The following is a 19,150-nucleotide window of genomic DNA, read 5'->3' on the forward strand; positions in this document are numbered from 1 at the left end:
CAAAAACAAACGTGACCCTGCCCTTCCGGGCAACTCACCAAAGTTTTCGGAATACCCGGACCTCCATCCGGCATCCCGGAAGTAAAAAGCTAAATCCAATGAAAAATTTAAGCAGAATAGAAGTTTTCGGATACATGTTCCTCATCATCACCTTTGTGAACAGCCTTTATTTCGGTTTTACCGATGCTGCCCTTTTTAACGAGCACTATGCACAGGAAGACGGACTTGTAGAAAACGAAACCGCTCTCATGCTCCTTGCCATAAGCATACTCTGTGTGTATCACCTTTTCAAACTGTGGAAATTCAAAAAGCCGCTTTGGAGGACAGGCACTATAATCTTCGTTATTCTTTTCTTTTTTGCTGCCGGTGAAGAAATATCCTGGGGACAAAGAATCTTCGGCGTGGAATCCGGGGAATTCTTCCTGGAAAACAATGCCCAGGGTGAGACTAACCTCCACAACCTGGTCGTAGGCGACACCAAAGTAAACAAGCTGATATTCAGCCAGATATTAATGATCATCATGGTCTTGTACCTGGTAATTGTTCCCGTACTGTACAGAAAAGTACAATGGATAAAAAACCTGGCAGACACCTTTGCGGTACCGATAGTGGAATGGCGGCACACGATAGCTTTTATTGTCTGTACCATATTCGTAAGCCTTATTCCGGCGGATCGAAAATGGGAGGTTTACGAACTGGCTTTCGGGATCATATTCTTCCTGATCTTTCTCAATCCTTTTAACCGTCATATTTTTCAGGCTGATCGTAAAGAAAACGAATAACCGGTTCCGGAAGCAGTAACAGCCGGGAGTTAGCCGAAGTAATCCTCCTTTAAAACCTTTCGCGATGCGAAGCGAAGTAAGAGGAAGAACAAACAACCTGCCAGCAAACCGAAAACGATACCCGTAGCTATATCCAGGGGAAAATGAACTCCCAGGTATATCCTGCTGTAGGACACCACCAATGCCCAAACCAGCAATATTGCCGTTAATGAACGGTAATGTTTTTGAAGCAGCAGGGAAAACAAAGTAGCCACGGCAAAAGTACTGGCGGCATGTGCCGAAAAATATCCGAATTTGCCACCGCACTTTACAACACGCATTTTATCTGCCAGTAAAGGATTGTGACAAGGGCGTAAACGCTCAAATCCGTATTTGAATATATTGGCAAGCTGATCGGTAAAAGCTATCATCAGGGCTGTGGCTATCAGAACCAATACGGTAGGCTTCCAACCGAATTTCCGTACACACATAAACAGCAATACCAGGTATAGCGGGATCGATGCGTATTTGTCTGTAATAAACAACCAGAAACCATCCCAGCCTGTGGTACCCAGATTATTCAGAAAAAGAAAAAGTTCCCGGTCGTATTCGATGATCTTGTCCAGCATTTGTAATGGGGTTATTTTAACCAATAACCGGAACGATTATTCGTACCGGCTGACCTCCCGGTCATAGAACTCGTTTGCCTGCTGAATAAGGTTCCCAGCCTCGGTTTCCAGTTCCTTTTCGTCGGACTGGTCAAAATCTTCCAGCCACTCTACTTCATCGTTCTCCAGGTTAATGATAAAACGGGGGTAATCGGTATGGATGATAAAAATCGCATCGGGATAATCGGTGTTATCCCCCAGTAAGAATTTCGGAAGTTCCATGATATATTACAGTCTGAGTTATCTTGATCTTTTTATATCTCCTGTCTTTTGAAGCAGGTCTTTTTTTGTCAGGCATTATTCCGTATGAGTTGCTTCGTAAGGTAATTAAACCTGGCATAAAGCAATACTGCCGAAACGGAAAGTCCGGCGAGCAATCCCACCCATATTCCGGTGCTGCGCCATTCCGTATGCAGACCCAGGTAGTAAGAAATGGGAAAACCTATTATCCAATAGGCCACAAAGGTAATAAAAGTAGGGATTTTTACATCCTGTAATCCCCGAAGTGCTCCCAGTACAGCTACCTGGACACCATCGGATATCTGGAAAACGGCAGCTACCATTAACAATTTGGAAGCTGTAGTCATTACTTCAAAGGTATCCGCCTGGTTAGCTATATCGTGCTGATCCAGGTACATCGTTGGCAGCCAGTCCCGAAATATCCAGAAACAGAGAGCAAATATAACATCGAGAATAATGGTCAGCAGAAATACGGAAAAGGCAATTCTGCGCAATTCGTGAAAATTCCGAAGCCCTTTCTGGTTTCCCACCCGTATCATAGCGGCGACACTCAGTCCGGTAGCTACCATAAAGGTCATGCTGGAAAGGTTCAACGCTATCTGATTAGCAGCCTGGGGGTTTTTTCCCAGTACTCCGCTAAGCCAGATTGCCGAAGTAAATATGCCCACTTCAAAAAGCATTTGCAATGCCGAGGGAAAACCGAGGTTGATGATCTTTAAAAACATCGCTTTACTGTATTCCCCGAATTTAAAACCGGTGATATAGGCATGGAACTTTTTGTTTTGCCGGAACAGGTACCACAAGAAAATTACCATAATTATCCGTGACACTAAAGTACCGATAGCAGCTCCGATGATCCCCATTTTCGGAAATCCGAAATTACCGAAGATCAGTAGATAGTTCAGGGTAATATTCAGGACATTGGCCAATACCGTGGCATACATCGGGTATTTGGTCTCGGAAAGCCCGTCGGAAAACTGCTTCAGTCCCTGAAACATAATAAGGGGAACCAGAGAAAACGCAACCAGGTCCAGGTACGGCATGGCATATTCCACCACTTCTGCCGGTTGATCCATAATATACATCAGGGGTTTCGCGAAAAGGAGAATGGTAAACAGTGCCAGCCCCAGGCTCGTACACAATATGAGTCCGTGTTTAAGAGACGCCTTACCACGGGCTATATTCCCTTCCCCGTCGGCTTCTGCCACAAGAGGAGTAATAGCTGTAGAAAAACCTATTCCGAGGGACATGGCTACAAATACAAAACTGTTCCCCAAAGACACCGCGGCGAGTTCGGCGGTGCCCAACTGTCCTACCATAACATTATCGGCAAAAGCTACAAAAGTATGCCCGAGCATTCCCAGCATAACGGGGAATGACAACTTCAGATTATAGGAAAATTCCCTGGTATATTGTGCTAACATCTGCTATTCATTGAATGGGCAAAGATAGAAATTTGCCCCCGGTAAAACCTCGTAACAGCGGTAATTAATATTCTTAAAAAGGTACTAATGCGTTTAGTAGATGACAAAATTTGTTTTTCTGTAAATTGTCGGAAAATCAGGTTCCCTTTAGGCGATGCATTGATCCCCTTGTTGTAAAAAAAGATTTCAGGAGATAATCAACCACAAAGAGGACAAAGTTTTGCACAAAGCCCTCAAAAAAAGTTTAAACGAGTTCTATATAAGGCCGGATTTATTTAAAAAACTCTTTGGATTTATTCCAGTGCACGTCCATTTCGTCCAGCGACATATCTTTCAGGCTTTTTTGCGAAGTGGCTGCTTTTTCTTCCAGGTATTGAAAGCGTTTTATAAATTTCTTATTGGTTCTTTCCAGGGCGTTTTCAGGATCTATTTTGAGAAAACGTGCGTAATTGATCATACTGAAAAGCACATCCCCGAATTCCGCTTCCATTTTTTCCGTATCCCTTTTCTTTACTTCTTCCTGAAATTCCCCAAGCTCTTCCTGTAGTTTTTCCCATACCTGGGAGGGCTCTTCCCAGTCAAAACCTACTCCCGCTACCTTGTCCTGTATTCTGTTGGCTTTGACCAGGGCGGGAAGACTTTGCGGCACTCCTTCCAAAACACTTTTCTTACCTTCTTTGAGTTTCAGGTTTTCCCAGTTTCTTTTGACATCCTCTTCATCATTCACTTCTACATCGCCATAGATATGCGGATGCCTGGCTATGAGCTTTTCGCAAATAGCGTTGGCAACATCCCCGATATCGAAGTGGTTTGTTTCGCTTCCTATTCTGGAATAAAACACAATATGCAGCAGTACGTCTCCCAGTTCTTTTTTTACTTCTTCCGTGTCGTTGTCCAGAATGGCGTCACCCAGCTCATATACTTCCTCGATAGTAAGGTGGCGCAAACTCTGCATGGTCTGTTTTTTGTCCCAAGGACATTGCTCCCGGAGTTCATCCATTATGGTGAGGAGCCTGTCCAACGCTTTAAGATTCTGTTCCCTGGAATTCATTTGTTTTGTGTTTATGTTTTAAGAAGTATGTTTGTAACTGCGATATTAGGGATATAAAGCGAATATTAAAAATATTACTATCAAAAAACAGAAAACTCCCTTGCGGGAGTTTTCACGATATAGTTTTTCAAAAGCAACTATTGGTCAGTGGCTTTTTTTTCTTCTTTCTGTACATCTTCATCTCCTTTATCAGCCTCTTCGGAAGCTTCCGCTTCAAAATCGGTAATCCCTTTGGAGTGCAACAGATTATACCACTGGATTATTTTCTTGATATCTCCCGGATACACTTTGTCTTCGTCATAATCGGGAAGTACTTCAAAGAAATATTCTTCTAATTTTACTTTATCTTCCTTGTGGCTTACGGAGGTTTTCCCTCCGTCTTCCTTTTCCTTTATTTTAACAAACACTTCCCGGAGGGGCACTTCTTCTTTAAGGGTATAGATGGCAATTTCAGAAAGCAGACTTACGTTATTCCGTAATCCCACCGTTATACGTTTACCATCAATAAGAGATTCCGCCACGAAACCGCTTCTGGTCTGTGTTTTCAATTCATACAATCCGGGTTTGCCGGAAATAGCCAGTATCTTGTCTAAACTCATATAGAAAAAGTTAAAATTTAATTGCTCTGTTTTTCCTGAAAATTAACGTCCTTTTTTTGCATCCGGAAAGCGCATTTTATAATCCACCTTCACTTTTCCCTTGGAAATATTCGCCAGTTTTCCTTTGAGAAGACGCTTCTTCAGGGCTGAAAGTTTATCGGTAAACAATACACCTTCAATATGGTCATACTCATGTTGAATAACCCTTGCCACAAGCCCATCGTATTCATCTACGTGCTTCACGAAGTTCTCATCGAAATATTCGATTTTGATCTTTTCTTCCCTGGCAACATCCTCCCGGATATTTGGAATACTCAGGCAACCCTCATTAAACGCCCATTCTTCTCCTGTTTCTTCCAGTATCCTGGCATTGATAAACACTTTTTTAAAATCCTTCAGCAGTTCCCGTTCTTCATCCTTCAGTTCTTCATCCTCGGCAAAAGGACTCGCATCAATAACAAAAAGCCGAACGGGCAATCCGACCTGGGGAGCGGCCAGTCCTACACCATATGCATTATACATGGTTTCGAACATACTTTCTATCAACTCTCCCAGTTCCGGGTATTTCTCATCTATATCCTTAGTCTCTTTTCTCAACACAGGGTCGCCATAGGCAACGATAGGTAATATCATATTATTGTCAATTATATTGTAAAATCAATGATTGTATACCGGTTTTACCCGTTATACAGGTACGATTGTAAAATAATCGTCGCACTTATTTCGTCAATGAGGCCTTTATTTTGCCGTTGCTTTTTTTTCAGTCCGCTGTCAATCATCGTCCGGAAAGCCATTTTAGAGGTAAACCTTTCATCTATCCTTTCCACCGGTAAAACCGGAAACTCTTTTTCCAGAGTTTTCAGAAATACCTGTATGTGTTTCTCACTTTCCGAAGCTTCATTGCTAAGCCTTTTGGGTTCCCCTACAATAATGCGCTCTACATTTTCCGCCGCAATGTACGTCTTCAGAAAATCCATAAGTTCGGTAGTAGCTACTGTTGTGAGTCCGGACGCAATAATCTGCAACTCGTCCGTAACCGCTATCCCGGTACGCTTTGTTCCGTAATCTATGGCCAATATTCTCCCCATCCGACTTTTTGGCAAATTTAAGATTTAAATTGTTATAACTATAAAATAGCCCGGTATATTAAATTTTAAGCCTTTATATTTGCCTGCGGATACAGGTTTACGAAACCATCCGTACTCCTGTTTTTATTAAAATCACTACATAAATAACGGACATATGGAAAAGATACGAGAGATCATAGAAAGCGCCTGGAACAACAGGGATTTACTAAAAGAAGAACACACACAGAACACCATACGCGAAGTGATCCGTCTCCTGGATGAAGGAGAGTTACGGGTTGCTCAACCTACGGACAACGGCTGGCAGGTAAACGAATGGGTAAAAAAGGCTGTTGTTCTCTATTTTCCTATTCAGAAAATGGAAACTATCGAAGCAGGTCCTTTGGAATTCCACGATAAAATACCACTGAAAAAGGGCTACGCTGCCAAGGGAATCCGTGTAGTGCCCCATGCCATTGCCCGCCACGGGGCTTATGTTTCCAGCGGTGTGATCATGATGCCCAGTTATGTAAATATCGGGGCTTATGTAGACGCAGGTACTATGGTGGACACTTGGGCTACTGTGGGTAGTTGTGCGCAAATAGGCAAAAACGTACACCTCAGCGGCGGCGTAGGTATAGGTGGCGTACTTGAACCTTTACAGGCCGCTCCGGTTATCATCGAAGACAATGCCTTTATAGGTTCCAGATGTATAGTCGTAGAAGGCGTACGGGTAGAAAAGGAAGCCGTACTGGGCGCTAACGTTGTTCTTACGGCCTCGACCAAGATTATTGATGTAACGGGAAGTGAACCTGTGGAAAGCAAAGGACTTGTTCCTGCAAGATCGGTGGTAATTCCGGGAAGTTATACCAAGAAATTTGCTGCAGGGGAATACCAGGTTCCCTGTGCCCTTATTATCGGTAAACGCAAAGCTTCTACCGATCTGAAAACTTCGCTCAACGACGCCCTTCGCGAATACAACGTTGCCGTTTAAACAGATAAACGCCGGGGCATTCCTTCGGAAATTTCATAAAAATAAAACCCCGCCTGCGGAGACCACAGGCGGGGTTTTTTATATCGGAGCGTTCCGGGCCTTCCCTTACGCTTCTGTGTCCACTTCTTCCTCTTTCTTTTTCAAGACGTTTGTCCCTTTATTTTTCAAAGTATCAAACATCACCGGTGTTGCGATGAACACAGAGGAGTATGTCCCCACAATTACACCTACGATGAGGGCAAACATAAACCCTCGGATAGACTCTCCGCCAAATATAAATATTGCGAGGAGCACCACCAATGTGGTCAGTGAGGTATTCAAGGTACGGCTCAACGTGCTGTTCACGGCGAGGTTAATATTTTCTCCTGCTTTCCAGCCACGTTCAGCAGTGATCTCCCGGATACGGTCAAACACGACCACCGTATCGTTAATAGAGTAACCGATAACCGTGAGTATTGCCGCTATGAAAGCCTGATCTATTTCCAGGTTAAACGGCATAAACTTGTAGGTAAGGGAAAATATTCCAAGAACGATAAACACATCGTGGAAAACAGCTACTATAGCACCTATCGAAAACTGCCATTTTTGGAAACGCAGCAGGATATACAGGAACACTACGATAAGCGATCCTATAATAGCCCATACCGCATTCCGCTTTATGTCGTCGGCAATAGTAGGCCCTACTTTAAGAGACTGTACAATACCGTATTGAGTAGATTCTCCACTTCCGGCAAATTCTGCTTCCGACAAACCATCGGGAAGGAATTTTTGCAAGGATGTATAGAGAATCTCCTGGATTTCTTCGTCCACCCCGGTACCGTCTTCGTCAACTTTATATTTTGTGGTTACCTTAACCTGGTTAGCTGCCCCGAAAGTTTTTACTTCCACACTTCCCAAAGCTCCGGTAAGTTCCGAAGCGAGTTCCGTAGGATTCACCGGATGCTCAAACCGGATCTGGTACGAGCGGCCTCCTACAAAATCCACACCCTGGTTAAGCCCCTGTGTAACGAGAGAGCCTAAGGCTACAATAAGCAGGATTCCGGAGATAATATAAGATATTTTTCTTTTTCCGAGGAAATCCACATTAATGTTCTGGAACAGGTTTTTAGTGATAGGGGTAGAAAACCGCAGTGATTTCTTTCTTCCGATATACCAGTCAACCAAAAGTCTTGTTATAAAGATCGCTGTAAACAGGGATGTTGCAATACCTATCATCAATGTGGTAGCGAAACCGCGGATCGGCCCCGTACCGAAAATGAACAATATAATAGCTGTAAGCCCCGTGGTAATATTGGCATCGAGAATAGAAGACAATGCATTTCCGAAACCGTCGGCCACAGCTTGTTTTTGTCCTTTACCCTTAGCCAGTTCTTCCTTGGCCCTTTCAAAGATAAGCACGTTGGCATCTACAGACATACCTATGGTAAGTACGATACCTGCTATACCCGGAAGGGTCAATACCGCTCCCAGACCGGCCAGTACACCGAATATCAATACGATGTTAAATGTAAGAGCCACATCGGCAAACCAGCCTGCACGGCCATAGTAGAACAACATCCAGATCAACACCAGCACCATAGCGATACCAAAGGACATAATTCCGCTATCTATAGCTTCCTGGCCTAAAGAAGGCCCTACTACTTCACTTGAAATAATATCTGCAGAGGCTGGCAATTTACCTGCGCGGAGTACATTGGCAAGGTCAATGGCTTCATTGAGCGAAAACTGACCTGTAATCTCAGAACTCCCACCGGAAATTGGTCCGCTGGTAACTCCGGGAGCCGAATATACGATCTCATCAAGGACAATAGCTATAAAACTTCCCTGACGGTAAGCTTTACCGGTAAGTTCTTCCCATACTTTTGCCCCTTTACCATCCATTTGCATAGAAACGGCAGGATTTCCTCTCTGGTCGTAAGTCTGCTGTGCGTCTACTACCACTCCACCACTTAAAGGGGGTTGGTTTTCCCTGTTAGATTTTAAAGCATACAGATCTATAACTTCCTGGTTTGCTCCGGGTTTACTCCATGCAAAACGTACATTCTGCAATTCGGCAGGTAACAACTGCTTTATTTCCCGCATTTTCAGGTAAGAATTCACCTTAGCCGTATCTCTGACAGCAAAACTCATCAATACGGGACCTCCCTGACTTCCCGGTGCAACCGCAAGATCAAATAAGGGGTTTACCTGGCTAACAACATCCAGAGAATCCTGCTCGGCATCCGCCAGCAGGGAATCTATTTCCGAAGCATCTTCTCCCTTGGGCTGCTCTTCTTTCTCTTTGGTATCTACCAGGTCTTTCAGCCTTTGGTTAACCTGCACCAGGTACTGAATTACTTCCTCGTTCTTAAATGTCTCCCAGAATTCCAGTTGAGCCGTACTCTGAAGCAGGTTCTTAACACGGCTTATATCCTTGGCTCCCGGAAGCTCTACGAGAATCCTTCCCGTAGTACCCAGGCGCTGAATATTAGGCTGCGTAACCCCGAAACGGTCTATACGTTTACGAAGCACCTCAAAGGCAGATACGATGGACTCATCTACTTTTCGCCGGATAACGGGCTTTACCTCGTCATCGGACATCTGGAAGTTTATATCTTCGCTGAGTATTTTGTTGGCAAAGATGTCCGGAGAGGCCAGTTTGGCATCTCCTTTTATAGCATCAAATTCCTGAAAGAAAAGATCTACATATGGCTTATCACTACTCTTTGCCGCTTTATCCGCATTGGCCAGAGCATTATTAAACACTGCATTTTTAGAGTTATTTGCCAGTCCTTTTAAAATATCTTTAACGGATATTTCCAGGATAACATTTATTCCTCCCTTGAGGTCCAGCCCCTTGTTCAACTCTTTATCCTTCGCCTGGTTATAGGTAAAACTGGTAACTCCGATATCGAAAACCGTTTCATTACCTATAGAATCTAAATACCTGGTTTCTTCCGCCTCTCTTTTTGCTACGTAGTCTTCTGCATTCTCAGAAATTTTGTCAACTGCAAATGTTTCCGCATTGCCTTCCACCTTGTTTGTAATAAAAGTGAAGGACAACTGGTAAATACTTACAATTCCAAATAAAATAGCAAAAAGCTTGATAAGTCCCTTGTTTTGCATTCTTATTCTTATTAATTAATCCTTTTTTTGAAACGAGCAAATATATAATTTACAATAAGATTAAACAATTTATTTCATCTGTTTATATTTATTTGCTTTTCAGAGGCCAGCGCCCCTTCCGGTTTGCCTGAAAGCAACACCCGGCAACTCCACTCTATTACACCTGCAACATTGCCGGCATACACTTCCACGATCACCCTTTAACACATAGAAACCAGCAAATTACACATATCCCACCACAAATCAAAGCTTCCTCCCGGGCGTTTTGGACAAAACAAAAAAAAGAAGCTGCGTATAAAAACCCACCCTTACGACCGGATTTCTACGCAGCTTTTTTATTTTAGATACTATCTTCTGAAATTTTACCCTTTAAGCTTAAAGCAGGGCATTAACCTTCTTAACGCCTTCGGCACTCTCCTGTAATTTTGCCTTTTCGGCATCGCTAAGCTCTATTTCCACGATTTTTTCGATTCCGTTCCTGCCTAAGATAACAGGTACTCCTATACAGATATCGCTCAGACCGTACTCTCCATCCAGCAACGCCGAACAAGGGAACATTTTCTTCTGGTCACAAGCTATAGCCTGTACCAGTGCGGAAACAGCCGCTCCGGGCGCATACCACGCACTGGTACCTAAAAGTTTGGTAAGCGTTGCTCCGCCAACTTTTGTATCTTCCGCAACCTGCGCCAATCTTTCTTCACTTAAAAACCTGGTTACGGGAACACTGTTTCTGACTGCCAGTCGCGTCAACGGAACCATTCCGGTGTCACTATGCCCGCCTATAACCATCCCGTCCACATCCGAAGCCGGGCATTCGAGGGCCTCGCTGAGCCTGTATTTGAAACGGGCACTGTCCAGAGCCCCTCCCATACCTATAATACGGTGCTTCGGCAGCCCGGTAGCTTTGTGTGCAAGATATGTCATCGTATCCATAGGGTTACTCACCACAATGACGATAACATCCGGAGAGTGTTTTATAAGATTGGACACCACATCCTTAACAATACCTGCATTGATCCCGATTAATTCTTCCCTGGTCATGCCGGGTTTTCTCGGAATACCACTGGTAATTACCGCAATGTGGCTATCGGCTGTTTTGGAATAGTCGCTCGTAGAACCTACGATCTTGGTATCAAATCCGTTTAGTGATGCTGTCTGCATCAAATCCATCGCCTTTCCTTCGGCAACTCCTTCTTTGATATCCAGCAGAACCACTTCGGAAGCGAAATTCTTGATAGCAATGTACTCCGCGCAACTGGCACCAACCGCTCCGGCACCAACTATTGTAACTTTCATATGATAATTTATTTATTGAATGATTTTTTACAGTCTGACAAATTTAGTTATTTTCACACGAAATGAGGGTATTAAGAGAAGGCTTCTTGAAATCAAAACCACTTTTTTCACACATTTGTATTTTGTCGTAAAAAAAAAGGCACCCGGAAAACGGATGCCTTTTTATTTCGGATGCAAAATTTACGCATCTATATTGGCGTAGACTGCATTTTTCTCTATAAACTCCCTTCTCGGCGGCACTTCGTCCCCCATAAGCATGGAGAAGATACGGTCTGCTTCACTACCATTATCTATGGTAACCTGACGCAGGGTCCGGAATTCCGGGTTCATTGTCGTATCCCATAGCTGCTCTGCATTCATTTCTCCAAGACCCTTATATCGCTGTATATTGGCACCTGTCCCGTATTCTTCAAGTAAAACATCCCTTTCCCTGTCGTTCCAGGCGTAGCTTTTCTTACTTCCTTTCTTCACCAGGTATAACGGAGGAGTAGCTATATACACGTGCCCGTTCTCTATCAATTCCCTCATATAACGGAAAAAGAAAGTAAGGATCAGTGTGGCAATATGGCTTCCGTCGACATCCGCATCACACATGATCACTACTTTGTGATAGCGGAGTTTCTGGAGGTTCAACGCTTTACTATCCTCTTCGGTCCCTATGGTAACCCCCAGGGCCGTGAATATATTTCTTATCTCTTCGTTTTCGAATACTTTGTGCTGCATTGCCTTCTCCACGTTGAGGATCTTACCCCGTAACGGCAGAATAGCCTGGAAATTCCTGTCTCTTCCCTGCTTGGCCGTACCTCCTGCGGAGTCTCCCTCCACGAGGAATACTTCACATTTTTCCGGATCCTGTTCGGAGCAGTCGGAAAGTTTCCCGGGAAGTCCGCTTCCACCCATAGGGGTTTTTCGCTGCACCATTTCCCTGGCTTTCCTTGCCGCATGACGTGCCTGTGCGGCCAGAATAACCTTTTGCACTATGGTCTTGGCATCGTTCGGGTGCTCTTCCAGATAATTTTCGAGCATTTCCGACACTGCCTGTGAAACCGCAGCGGTAACTTCCCTGTTTCCGAGCTTGGTTTTTGTCTGTCCTTCAAATTGAGGTTCGGCAACTTTTACCGAAACAATAGCCGTCAGTCCTTCGCGAAAATCATCTCCGGCAATCTCAAATTTCAGTTTGTCCAGTAGTCCGGAAGCATCGGCATACTTTTTCAGGGTAGTAGTCAGTCCCCTTCGGAACCCTGCAAGGTGCGTTCCTCCTTCATGTGTATTGATATTATTCACATAAGAATGAAGGTTTTCATTAAACGAGGTATTATATACCAAAGCTACTTCCACAGGAATGTCGTTCTTCTCTCCTTCCATAGAAATAACTTCGCCTATAATCGGCTCTCTGTTACCATCCAGGAACTTAATAAATTCCTTCAACCCTTCTTCGGAGTGGAAGATTTCGCTTTCGAACTCTCCCTTTTCGTCCGTTATCCTCCTGTCGATAAGTGTAATGGTTATTCCTTTGTTCAGGAATGCCAGTTCCCGCATCCTGCTAGCCAGGGTATCGTAACTGTACTCCGTCGTCTGCTGAAAAATAGAAGCATCCGGTTTAAAAGTAATAATAGTACCGTTTTTATCCGTTTCGCCAACCGCTTTAACCGGGTACACGGTCTTCCCTTTTTCATACTCCTGCTCCCAAATTTTCCCATCGCGATATACGGTTGCCTTCAGCTGATCGGAAAGGGCGTTCACTACGGAAACTCCTACCCCGTGCAAACCTCCGGAAACTTTATAGGAATCCTTATCAAATTTACCTCCTGCACCGATCTTGGTCATTACAACCTCCAATGCGGAAACACCTTCTTTTTTGTGTATGTCTACCGGAATACCCCGGCCGTTATCTTCTACGGTAACAGAATCATCTTCATTGATCGTTACATGAATAGTATCGCAGTGCCCGGCAAGCGCCTCATCGATGGAGTTATCTACCACCTCGTAAACCAGGTGATGCAGACCTCTTATTCCCACATCGCCGATATACATGGAAGGACGCATACGCACATGTTCCATACCCTCCAGGGCCTGAATACTATCCGCGGAATACTGCTTTTTAGTTTCTTCGCTCATAAATCAAATCTGTTTTTAAACATCCTCCGAACCCGCTTTGCACATGCTTTAAAACCGTATTTTCCACGTACATGGGGACGAACGGACAAATATAGTAAAATACAGGGATAATCAAAGTAAACCCTTGCCTTGCGAAACCTTAAGTTATACACATTTTATCAACTTACAGGCAAGCCAACTCCCTACTCTCGCAAAGAAACGGATTCTTGTCCGGTTTTAGTATTTTTAATACGGAAATCACATCGTGACTGGTGTAACTTTTTTATCTTTCCGCAAAAGAACACATATGTTTATATATCCCATAATCGGATGGACAGGCGCCATAATATTCATCATCGCCTATTTTTTACTGAGCGCGAAACTGATATCCGCAGAAAAGCCCCTGTACCATTACCTGAATGCTGCAGGAGGCATTTGCCTGGTAATAAATGGCCTTCATCTCAGTGACCTGCCCAATGTCGTAGTCAACGCTGTCTGGACCACTATCGCACTGTGGGCCGTGTATCGTATATACCGGAGTATTTCGGTATAAAAATTACACTTTCCGGAAAAGGGACATGGCGTGTTTCACATATACTTCCACCTGCTTCTCATAAGCATCGCTTTTGGCTGTAAACATTCCCAGGTAATAATAAGCCCCGTCTACCAGCGCAAAAATAATCTCCGTGAGTTCTTCCAGGTTCTCATTATCAATAACGCCATTGCTTCTGGCCTCCAGCAATTTTTCATACAATACCGCATGTAACTCTTCCAGGTATTTCCGGAAACTCTCGTTAAAATCCTTTTTCCGGTAAATGAGTGCATAACAACTATAAAACACCCCGTCGTCAAAATAACGATTCCATTTTCTTGAAAACAGATTCTCTACCAGTCCCTGTAACCGCGCCCAACTGTCTATGCTCCCGTTTTCCCTGGAGGTTATAATATGGAGATGGCGCTCCAGAATATACTCGTTCAACCCGATGAGCAGTTCGTCCCTTGTTTTAAAATAGTGCATGACCAGGCCATTACTTATTCCCATTTCGTCGGCTACTTTGGCAATGGACGCATTCTCCAGGCCTATCTTTTTGGCCACCTTGTAAAAGGATTTTATAATTTCTTTCTGACGCACATCGGTTAAACTCTTTCTGCCCATGTAAATAGTTTTCAACAAAAATAACATTTTGCACCACACGAAAGCCGCCTGGGGCACACATAACAAAAACAAAACGTTTGTATAATGTTTTTTTAACTGAACATTCATTCAATTTAAAACATCATGGATTTACCTTTGCCTCAGCATCCTTTCCAAGGACCTAAAGAACTGAAATAAAACAACAAAACACAATCAGGTTATGAGACAAAATTATTTTATTTTGAATGAACATTCAATAAATTTATTATTTTTGTTAAAACCGTCAACCAAAACAACATGAAACCACAGAAGCATTTACTTGCAGTAATACTTGCATGTACATTGTGCTTTCCGCTAATTGCCGAAAGCTTTTCCCCGAACGATCTTTACCCTTCTGATAAAAAACCGCGAAAAGTTGTTTTTATCATCATAGACGGACTCTCAGCCGATATGATAGAAAAAAATCAGACCCCTTACCTGGACAAGATCGCCAAAAACGGAGGGTACACCAGGGCCTATGTGGGTGGGAAAAAAGGTAGCTATTCCGAAACACCTACCATTTCGGCGGTAGGATACAACAGCCTGCTCACCGGGACCTGGGTAAACAAACACAATGTATGGGGCAACAGCATAAAAGCCCCCAATTATCATTATCCTACCATCTACAGGCTTTTAAAGGATTACCATCCTCACAAAAAGACAGCCATATTCTCCACCTGGCTGGACAACCGGACAAAACTGATTGGTGAAGGTCTTCCGGAAACCGGCCATCTCCAGGTAGATTACGCCTATGACGGCTTTGAACTGGACACCGTAAACTTCCCCCATGACACCGAAAGGCAATACATCCGTAATATCGATGAAAAAGTCGCCCTGGAAGCCGCCAGGTATATCACGGAGGAAGCCCCGGACCTCTCCTGGGTCTATCTCGAATATACGGACGATATGGGGCACAAATACGGGGACAGTCCGCAACTTACCGAAGCCATTGCGTTTGAAGATCGGTTGATCGGCAAAATATGGGAATCCGTAAAGGTCAGGGAAAAAGATCATAATGAAGAATGGCTCTTTATCATCACCACAGATCACGGGAGAACCGAAGAAACCGGGCACCATCACGGCGGGCAGTCCGAAAGGGAAAGAAGTACCTGGATCGTCACCAACAGCCCGGATACCAATGATTACTTCCGGGAAGAAATCCCGGCCATTGTTGATATACTACCCACCATGACAGATTTTCTCGGTATAGACCTCCCGAAAGAACTGGTTTATGAAATGGACGGAGTTTCCCTGACAGGTGACGTAAGTGTCACTCATCTCGAAGGCGAAATACTGGAGGGACAACTCGTTATACGGTGGAAAAATACCGGTAAAAACGGTGAAGGCACCGCATCTCTCCGGATCACAGAAACCAATAACTACAAAACCGGCGGAAAAGATTCTTATCGTATTATAGGAGAGGCCAGTATAAAGGACGAGGTCTTTAAATATACCCCGGACAAGCCCGGCACCTTTTATAAAATAGTTCTCGAAACCCCGGAAAATACACGGAATACCTGGGTTAAAACCACAAACTAAATAAATAACCAAAAACTAGCCACAGTGATGAAATATTATTTTATTATTTTACTGTTATCGATAACACCTAAACTTTTTGCTCAGCATGAAGTTTCGGGAAAAGTGACCGATACCGATGGAGTTCCCCTGGGAGGGGTTAACATTTCCGTTGCAGGAAGTACATATGGAACCGTAGCCGATTTTGACGGACTTTTTACAATAACAACCGGATCGCCTCAGGACAGCCTTGTTTTCTCCTATATTGGTTTTAAAACCCGGACTGTGCCAGTTGCGGGTAAAGATCACCTGGAAGTAGTTCTTGCGGAAGATACCGAAGAACTGAAAGAAGTGGTGGTAACTGCTCTGGGGATCAAAAAGGAAACAAAGGCTCTGGGGTATGCGGTGCAGGAAGTCAAAGGAGAAACTATGGTAAAAGCACGCGAACCCAATGTCATCAATTCCCTCACAGGGAAAGTCGCCGGATTGGTCATCAATAACAGTACGGACCTTTTCCAGGACCCCGGCATATCTCTGAGAGGTGCAAGGCCTTTGATAGTTATAGACGGGGTTCCCAATACGGATGGTGACTTCTGGAAACTCAATGCCGACGATGTAGAGGACATTAGTATTTTGAAAGGTGCTACGGCCTCTGCCTTGTATGGTTCCATAGGAAGAAATGGTGCTATGATGATTACCACCAAAAGAGGCAAGGAAGGAAAAGTAACCGTGGATTACAATGCCAGTGTCATGTTTCAGCCAAGCTATATCCGGATCCCAAAGGTACAATCCACCTATGGCAACGGGAATTTCGGAGTATATGAATACATAAATGGTTCGGGGTCCGGAAGTGAAGGAGCCGGCTGGATCTGGGGGCCAAAACTGGATCAACCGGACCCATCCACACCAAGTGGGTACCGGGAGGTAGTACAATATAACAGCCCAATAGACCCCGACACCGGCGAGAGAATCCCCCTGCCTTTTCTTTCCAGGGGGAAAAACAATGTGAAAAATTTTTTCCAGACCGGTATGATCGTAACCAATAACCTGGCCGTAAGCGGAGGGAATGAAAAGGGCAGCTTCCGGGTTTCGGCATCACACATATATCAAAAAGGGGTTGTCCCGAATACCGATTTAAAAAATGCTTCTTTCGGGGTGTCCGGCGGATATAAAATTACCGACAAACTCAAGGCAGATGCCTCCATCACCTATAACCGGCAATACACTCGTAATTTCCCCGAAGTTGGTTACGGACCCTATAATTACCTGTACAATCTTATTCTGTGGACAGGACCGGACATCGATATCCGCGACCTTAGAAATTACTGGCAAGAAGGGCAGGAAGGCATTCAACAACGACACTACAACACATCCTGGTACAACAACCCCTACTTTGTTGCTTACGAAGCCCTCCAGGGCTATTATAAGGACAATAGCTTCGGTCAGGTACAACTTCAATATGACGCTACGGAAAATTTGTCATTTACTGCAAGATCCGGTTTTAATTCCTCCAATATTAACCGCGATTGGAAACGTCCGAAAAGCTTTTTGGGATACGGAGATGTTTCCAGAGGGGATTATTCTATAAGTAATACCAACGAGTTTAGCATTAACACGGACATTCTTGCCACGTACGATAAAGAAATCAACGAAATTTTCTCTTTCACCGCAACTGCCGGAGCTTCCAACAGGTATTGGATGAGCAGAAGTGTATCCACGCAAACGGATGGGCTTACCATTCCCGGGTTTTATAATATGGGGAATTCCATTAATCCCCCTTCGAGTTCCAATTGGAACGGAGAGGAACAGGTAAACAGCCTTTACGCCACTTTAGACCTGGAGTTACTGCATTCGATCTATATAAACATTACGGGAAGAAATGACTGGGTTTCCACTTTGCCCGTCTCCAATAATTCCTTCTTTTACCCTTCTATGTCTTTATCGGTCGTTTTATCCGATCTTCTGAACTTTAGCGCTGATGCCCCTTTTGTAAAACTGAGAAGTTCCTGGGCCAATGTAAGCGATGGCAGGTTATCTCCCTATTATGTTAAAAATCCCTACGCCCATCTTCCCGCATACAATATAGGCAGTAGCTGGAACAATCATGGTTCCCTTTCATACCCGGGGACTTTACCAAATCCCGAATTACAGCCGGCAACATCTGACACCTATGAATTAGGGATAGATCTCAGGTTTTTTAATAATCGCCTAGCCCTGGATGCCGCCTATTATACTATAACCGACACCAAAAACATGGTTGAGGTCCCCATCTCCATAACCTCCGGATATGACTCCAGGTTAATAAACGGCAACGAATACAAAAGAAAGGGAATCGAATTGACACTTTCAGCCGTTCCCGTCAAATCCGGAAATTTTACCTGGGATATCATGACCAACTGGAGCCAGAGTTACAGAACCCTGGAAAGTACTTACGATGGGTCCGACCGGATAGGCAACATCAAAGTAGGTACCAGGACCGATCAGATATATATGACTCCTTATCTGAAAACTCCGGGAGGAGAACTCATATACGGCAGTAACGGGCTCCCCCTTCCGGATCCTTTTTTACGTAAACGGGGATATTCCGACCCGGACTGGGTGTTCGGATTCCAGAATAAGTTCAGTTATAAAAATTTCGGCCTGGGCATTTCCCTGGATGGAAAAATAGGGGGATTAATCTATTCATCCACCAATCAGAAAATGTGGTGGGGCGGGACACATCCCGGCACTGTAAACGAACACCGGGATGCCGCAAACAATGGCGAGGCCACATATACAGGCCCAGGAGTAGTGGTAGCAGAAGGTACTGTAGAATATGACAGTGAAGGAACTATTGTCAACGATAATCGTATTTATAGCCCCAACACTACCAAAGTTAATTATATTTCCTGGATGCAGGATACTAGTAATGCCCTTCTGGACCACTATTATGATCAAACCTATCTCAAACTCCGGGAAGTCGTTTTTACGTATAACCTACCCGATAGTTTTGTTAAAAAGATCGGTTTTGATAAGGCTTCCCTCTCACTGGTAGGGAGAAATCTCGCCCTCTGGTCCAGATTGCCCAACGTAGATCCCGATCCCGGTTATGACAATTTACAAGCCCCTTCTACACGAAATATAGGCTTTAATGTAAACCTGAGTTTTTAATCGTAAAGACCT

General features: G+C 44.1%; 16 protein-coding genes. 5 read left to right on the plus strand and 11 right to left on the minus strand.

What is annotated here, in order from left to right:
* Window positions 1–98: 98 nt before the first annotated feature.
* Window positions 99–782, plus strand: a complete 684-nt coding sequence (locus ACVBDU_RS17015; protein WP_447180925.1) for a hypothetical protein — start codon at window positions 99–101, stop codon at window positions 780–782.
* Window positions 783–811: 29 nt separating this feature from the next.
* Here ACVBDU_RS17015 and ACVBDU_RS17020 read toward each other — a convergent pair whose 3' ends face one another.
* From ACVBDU_RS17020 to ruvX, 7 genes are all read right to left on the minus strand, one after another.
* On the minus strand, window positions 812–1,390 hold the full coding sequence (locus ACVBDU_RS17020) for a phosphatase PAP2 family protein (RefSeq protein WP_447180926.1): 579 nt from the start codon (window positions 1,388–1,390) through the stop codon (window positions 812–814).
* A 36-nt stretch (window positions 1,391–1,426) separates the two neighbouring features.
* Window positions 1,427–1,651 (minus strand): DUF8828 family protein, encoded by a 225-nt coding sequence (locus ACVBDU_RS17025; protein ID WP_447180927.1) that lies wholly within the window; start codon window positions 1,649–1,651, stop codon window positions 1,427–1,429.
* Window positions 1,652–1,719: 68 nt separating this feature from the next.
* Window positions 1,720–3,093 (minus strand): MATE family efflux transporter, encoded by a 1,374-nt coding sequence (locus ACVBDU_RS17030; RefSeq protein WP_447180928.1) that lies wholly within the window; start codon window positions 3,091–3,093, stop codon window positions 1,720–1,722.
* 271 nt (window positions 3,094–3,364) lie between these two features.
* Window positions 3,365–4,144 (minus strand): nucleoside triphosphate pyrophosphohydrolase, encoded by a 780-nt coding sequence (gene mazG / locus ACVBDU_RS17035; protein WP_447180929.1) that lies wholly within the window; start codon window positions 4,142–4,144, stop codon window positions 3,365–3,367.
* Window positions 4,145–4,281: 137 nt separating this feature from the next.
* A complete protein-coding gene (locus ACVBDU_RS17040) occupies window positions 4,282–4,743 on the minus strand; it encodes a DUF5606 family protein (protein WP_447180930.1) in 462 nt (153 codons plus the stop codon).
* A 42-nt stretch (window positions 4,744–4,785) separates the two neighbouring features.
* Window positions 4,786–5,376, minus strand: coding sequence for a peptide deformylase (gene def, locus ACVBDU_RS17045; RefSeq protein WP_447180931.1), 591 nt, complete (start codon window positions 5,374–5,376; stop codon window positions 4,786–4,788).
* Between the two features lie 44 nt (window positions 5,377–5,420).
* The gene (ruvX, locus tag ACVBDU_RS17050; RefSeq protein WP_447180932.1) at window positions 5,421–5,831 is read right to left on the minus strand and encodes a Holliday junction resolvase RuvX; all 411 of its coding nucleotides are present in this window, start codon (window positions 5,829–5,831) and stop codon (window positions 5,421–5,423) included.
* Window positions 5,832–5,985: 154 nt separating this feature from the next.
* On the opposite strand from ruvX, the gene ACVBDU_RS17055 reads away from it, so the two are divergent.
* Window positions 5,986–6,801 carry a 2,3,4,5-tetrahydropyridine-2,6-dicarboxylate N-succinyltransferase gene (locus ACVBDU_RS17055; protein WP_447180933.1) on the plus strand — a complete coding sequence of 272 codons (816 nt, stop codon included), beginning with the start codon at window positions 5,986–5,988 and terminating at the stop codon, window positions 6,799–6,801.
* A gap of 105 nt (window positions 6,802–6,906) precedes the next feature.
* On the opposite strand, the gene secDF is transcribed toward ACVBDU_RS17055, so the two are convergent.
* The 3 genes from secDF to gyrB form a co-directional block, all read right to left on the minus strand.
* On the minus strand, window positions 6,907–9,906 hold the full coding sequence (gene secDF, locus ACVBDU_RS17060) for a protein translocase subunit SecDF (RefSeq protein ID WP_447180934.1): 3,000 nt from the start codon (window positions 9,904–9,906) through the stop codon (window positions 6,907–6,909).
* A gap of 375 nt (window positions 9,907–10,281) precedes the next feature.
* Window positions 10,282–11,202 (minus strand): malate dehydrogenase, encoded by a 921-nt coding sequence (gene mdh / locus ACVBDU_RS17065; protein ID WP_447180935.1) that lies wholly within the window; start codon window positions 11,200–11,202, stop codon window positions 10,282–10,284.
* A gap of 180 nt (window positions 11,203–11,382) precedes the next feature.
* A complete protein-coding gene (gene gyrB / locus ACVBDU_RS17070; RefSeq protein WP_447180936.1) occupies window positions 11,383–13,320 on the minus strand; it encodes a DNA topoisomerase (ATP-hydrolyzing) subunit B in 1,938 nt (645 codons plus the stop codon).
* Between the two features lie 286 nt (window positions 13,321–13,606).
* Here gyrB and ACVBDU_RS17075 point away from each other — a divergent pair, with 286 nt between their 5' ends.
* Complete coding sequence (locus ACVBDU_RS17075; RefSeq protein WP_447180937.1) at window positions 13,607–13,852, plus strand: CBU_0592 family membrane protein; 246 nt, start codon at window positions 13,607–13,609, stop codon at window positions 13,850–13,852.
* 3 nt (window positions 13,853–13,855) lie between these two features.
* Here the strand turns inward: ACVBDU_RS17075 and ACVBDU_RS17080 are convergent, their stop codons facing one another.
* Window positions 13,856–14,455 (minus strand): TetR family transcriptional regulator, encoded by a 600-nt coding sequence (locus ACVBDU_RS17080; RefSeq protein WP_447180938.1) that lies wholly within the window; start codon window positions 14,453–14,455, stop codon window positions 13,856–13,858.
* Window positions 14,456–14,731: 276 nt separating this feature from the next.
* Here ACVBDU_RS17080 and ACVBDU_RS17085 point away from each other — a divergent pair, with 276 nt between their 5' ends.
* Both ACVBDU_RS17085 and ACVBDU_RS17090 read left to right on the plus strand, forming a co-directional pair.
* Window positions 14,732–16,012 carry an alkaline phosphatase family protein gene (locus ACVBDU_RS17085; protein WP_447180939.1) on the plus strand — a complete coding sequence of 427 codons (1,281 nt, stop codon included), beginning with the start codon at window positions 14,732–14,734 and terminating at the stop codon, window positions 16,010–16,012.
* A gap of 27 nt (window positions 16,013–16,039) precedes the next feature.
* Window positions 16,040–19,138 (plus strand): SusC/RagA family TonB-linked outer membrane protein, encoded by a 3,099-nt coding sequence (locus tag ACVBDU_RS17090; RefSeq protein WP_447180940.1) that lies wholly within the window; start codon window positions 16,040–16,042, stop codon window positions 19,136–19,138.
* Window positions 19,139–19,150 lie beyond the last annotated feature (12 nt).

This window comes from Sinomicrobium endophyticum (assembly GCF_052983315.1).

Coding starts and splice junctions, on each gene's coding strand:
- ACVBDU_RS17015 (WP_447180925.1), top strand. CDS start 99: ATGAAAAATTTAAGCAGAATAGAAGTTTTCGGATACATGTTCCTCATC.
- ACVBDU_RS17020 (WP_447180926.1), bottom strand. CDS start 1,390: ATGCTGGACAAGATCATCGAATACGACCGGGAACTTTTTCTTTTTCTG.
- ACVBDU_RS17025 (WP_447180927.1), bottom strand. CDS start 1,651: ATGGAACTTCCGAAATTCTTACTGGGGGATAACACCGATTATCCCGAT.
- ACVBDU_RS17030 (WP_447180928.1), bottom strand. CDS start 3,093: ATGTTAGCACAATATACCAGGGAATTTTCCTATAATCTGAAGTTGTCA.
- mazG (WP_447180929.1), bottom strand. CDS start 4,144: ATGAATTCCAGGGAACAGAATCTTAAAGCGTTGGACAGGCTCCTCACC.
- ACVBDU_RS17040 (WP_447180930.1), bottom strand. CDS start 4,743: ATGAGTTTAGACAAGATACTGGCTATTTCCGGCAAACCCGGATTGTAT.
- def (WP_447180931.1), bottom strand. CDS start 5,376: ATGATATTACCTATCGTTGCCTATGGCGACCCTGTGTTGAGAAAAGAG.
- ruvX (WP_447180932.1), bottom strand. CDS start 5,831: ATGGGGAGAATATTGGCCATAGATTACGGAACAAAGCGTACCGGGATA.
- ACVBDU_RS17055 (WP_447180933.1), top strand. CDS start 5,986: ATGGAAAAGATACGAGAGATCATAGAAAGCGCCTGGAACAACAGGGAT.
- secDF (WP_447180934.1), bottom strand. CDS start 9,906: ATGCAAAACAAGGGACTTATCAAGCTTTTTGCTATTTTATTTGGAATT.
- mdh (WP_447180935.1), bottom strand. CDS start 11,202: ATGAAAGTTACAATAGTTGGTGCCGGAGCGGTTGGTGCCAGTTGCGCG.
- gyrB (WP_447180936.1), bottom strand. CDS start 13,320: ATGAGCGAAGAAACTAAAAAGCAGTATTCCGCGGATAGTATTCAGGCC.
- ACVBDU_RS17075 (WP_447180937.1), top strand. CDS start 13,607: ATGTTTATATATCCCATAATCGGATGGACAGGCGCCATAATATTCATC.
- ACVBDU_RS17080 (WP_447180938.1), bottom strand. CDS start 14,455: ATGGGCAGAAAGAGTTTAACCGATGTGCGTCAGAAAGAAATTATAAAA.
- ACVBDU_RS17085 (WP_447180939.1), top strand. CDS start 14,732: ATGAAACCACAGAAGCATTTACTTGCAGTAATACTTGCATGTACATTG.
- ACVBDU_RS17090 (WP_447180940.1), top strand. CDS start 16,040: ATGAAATATTATTTTATTATTTTACTGTTATCGATAACACCTAAACTT.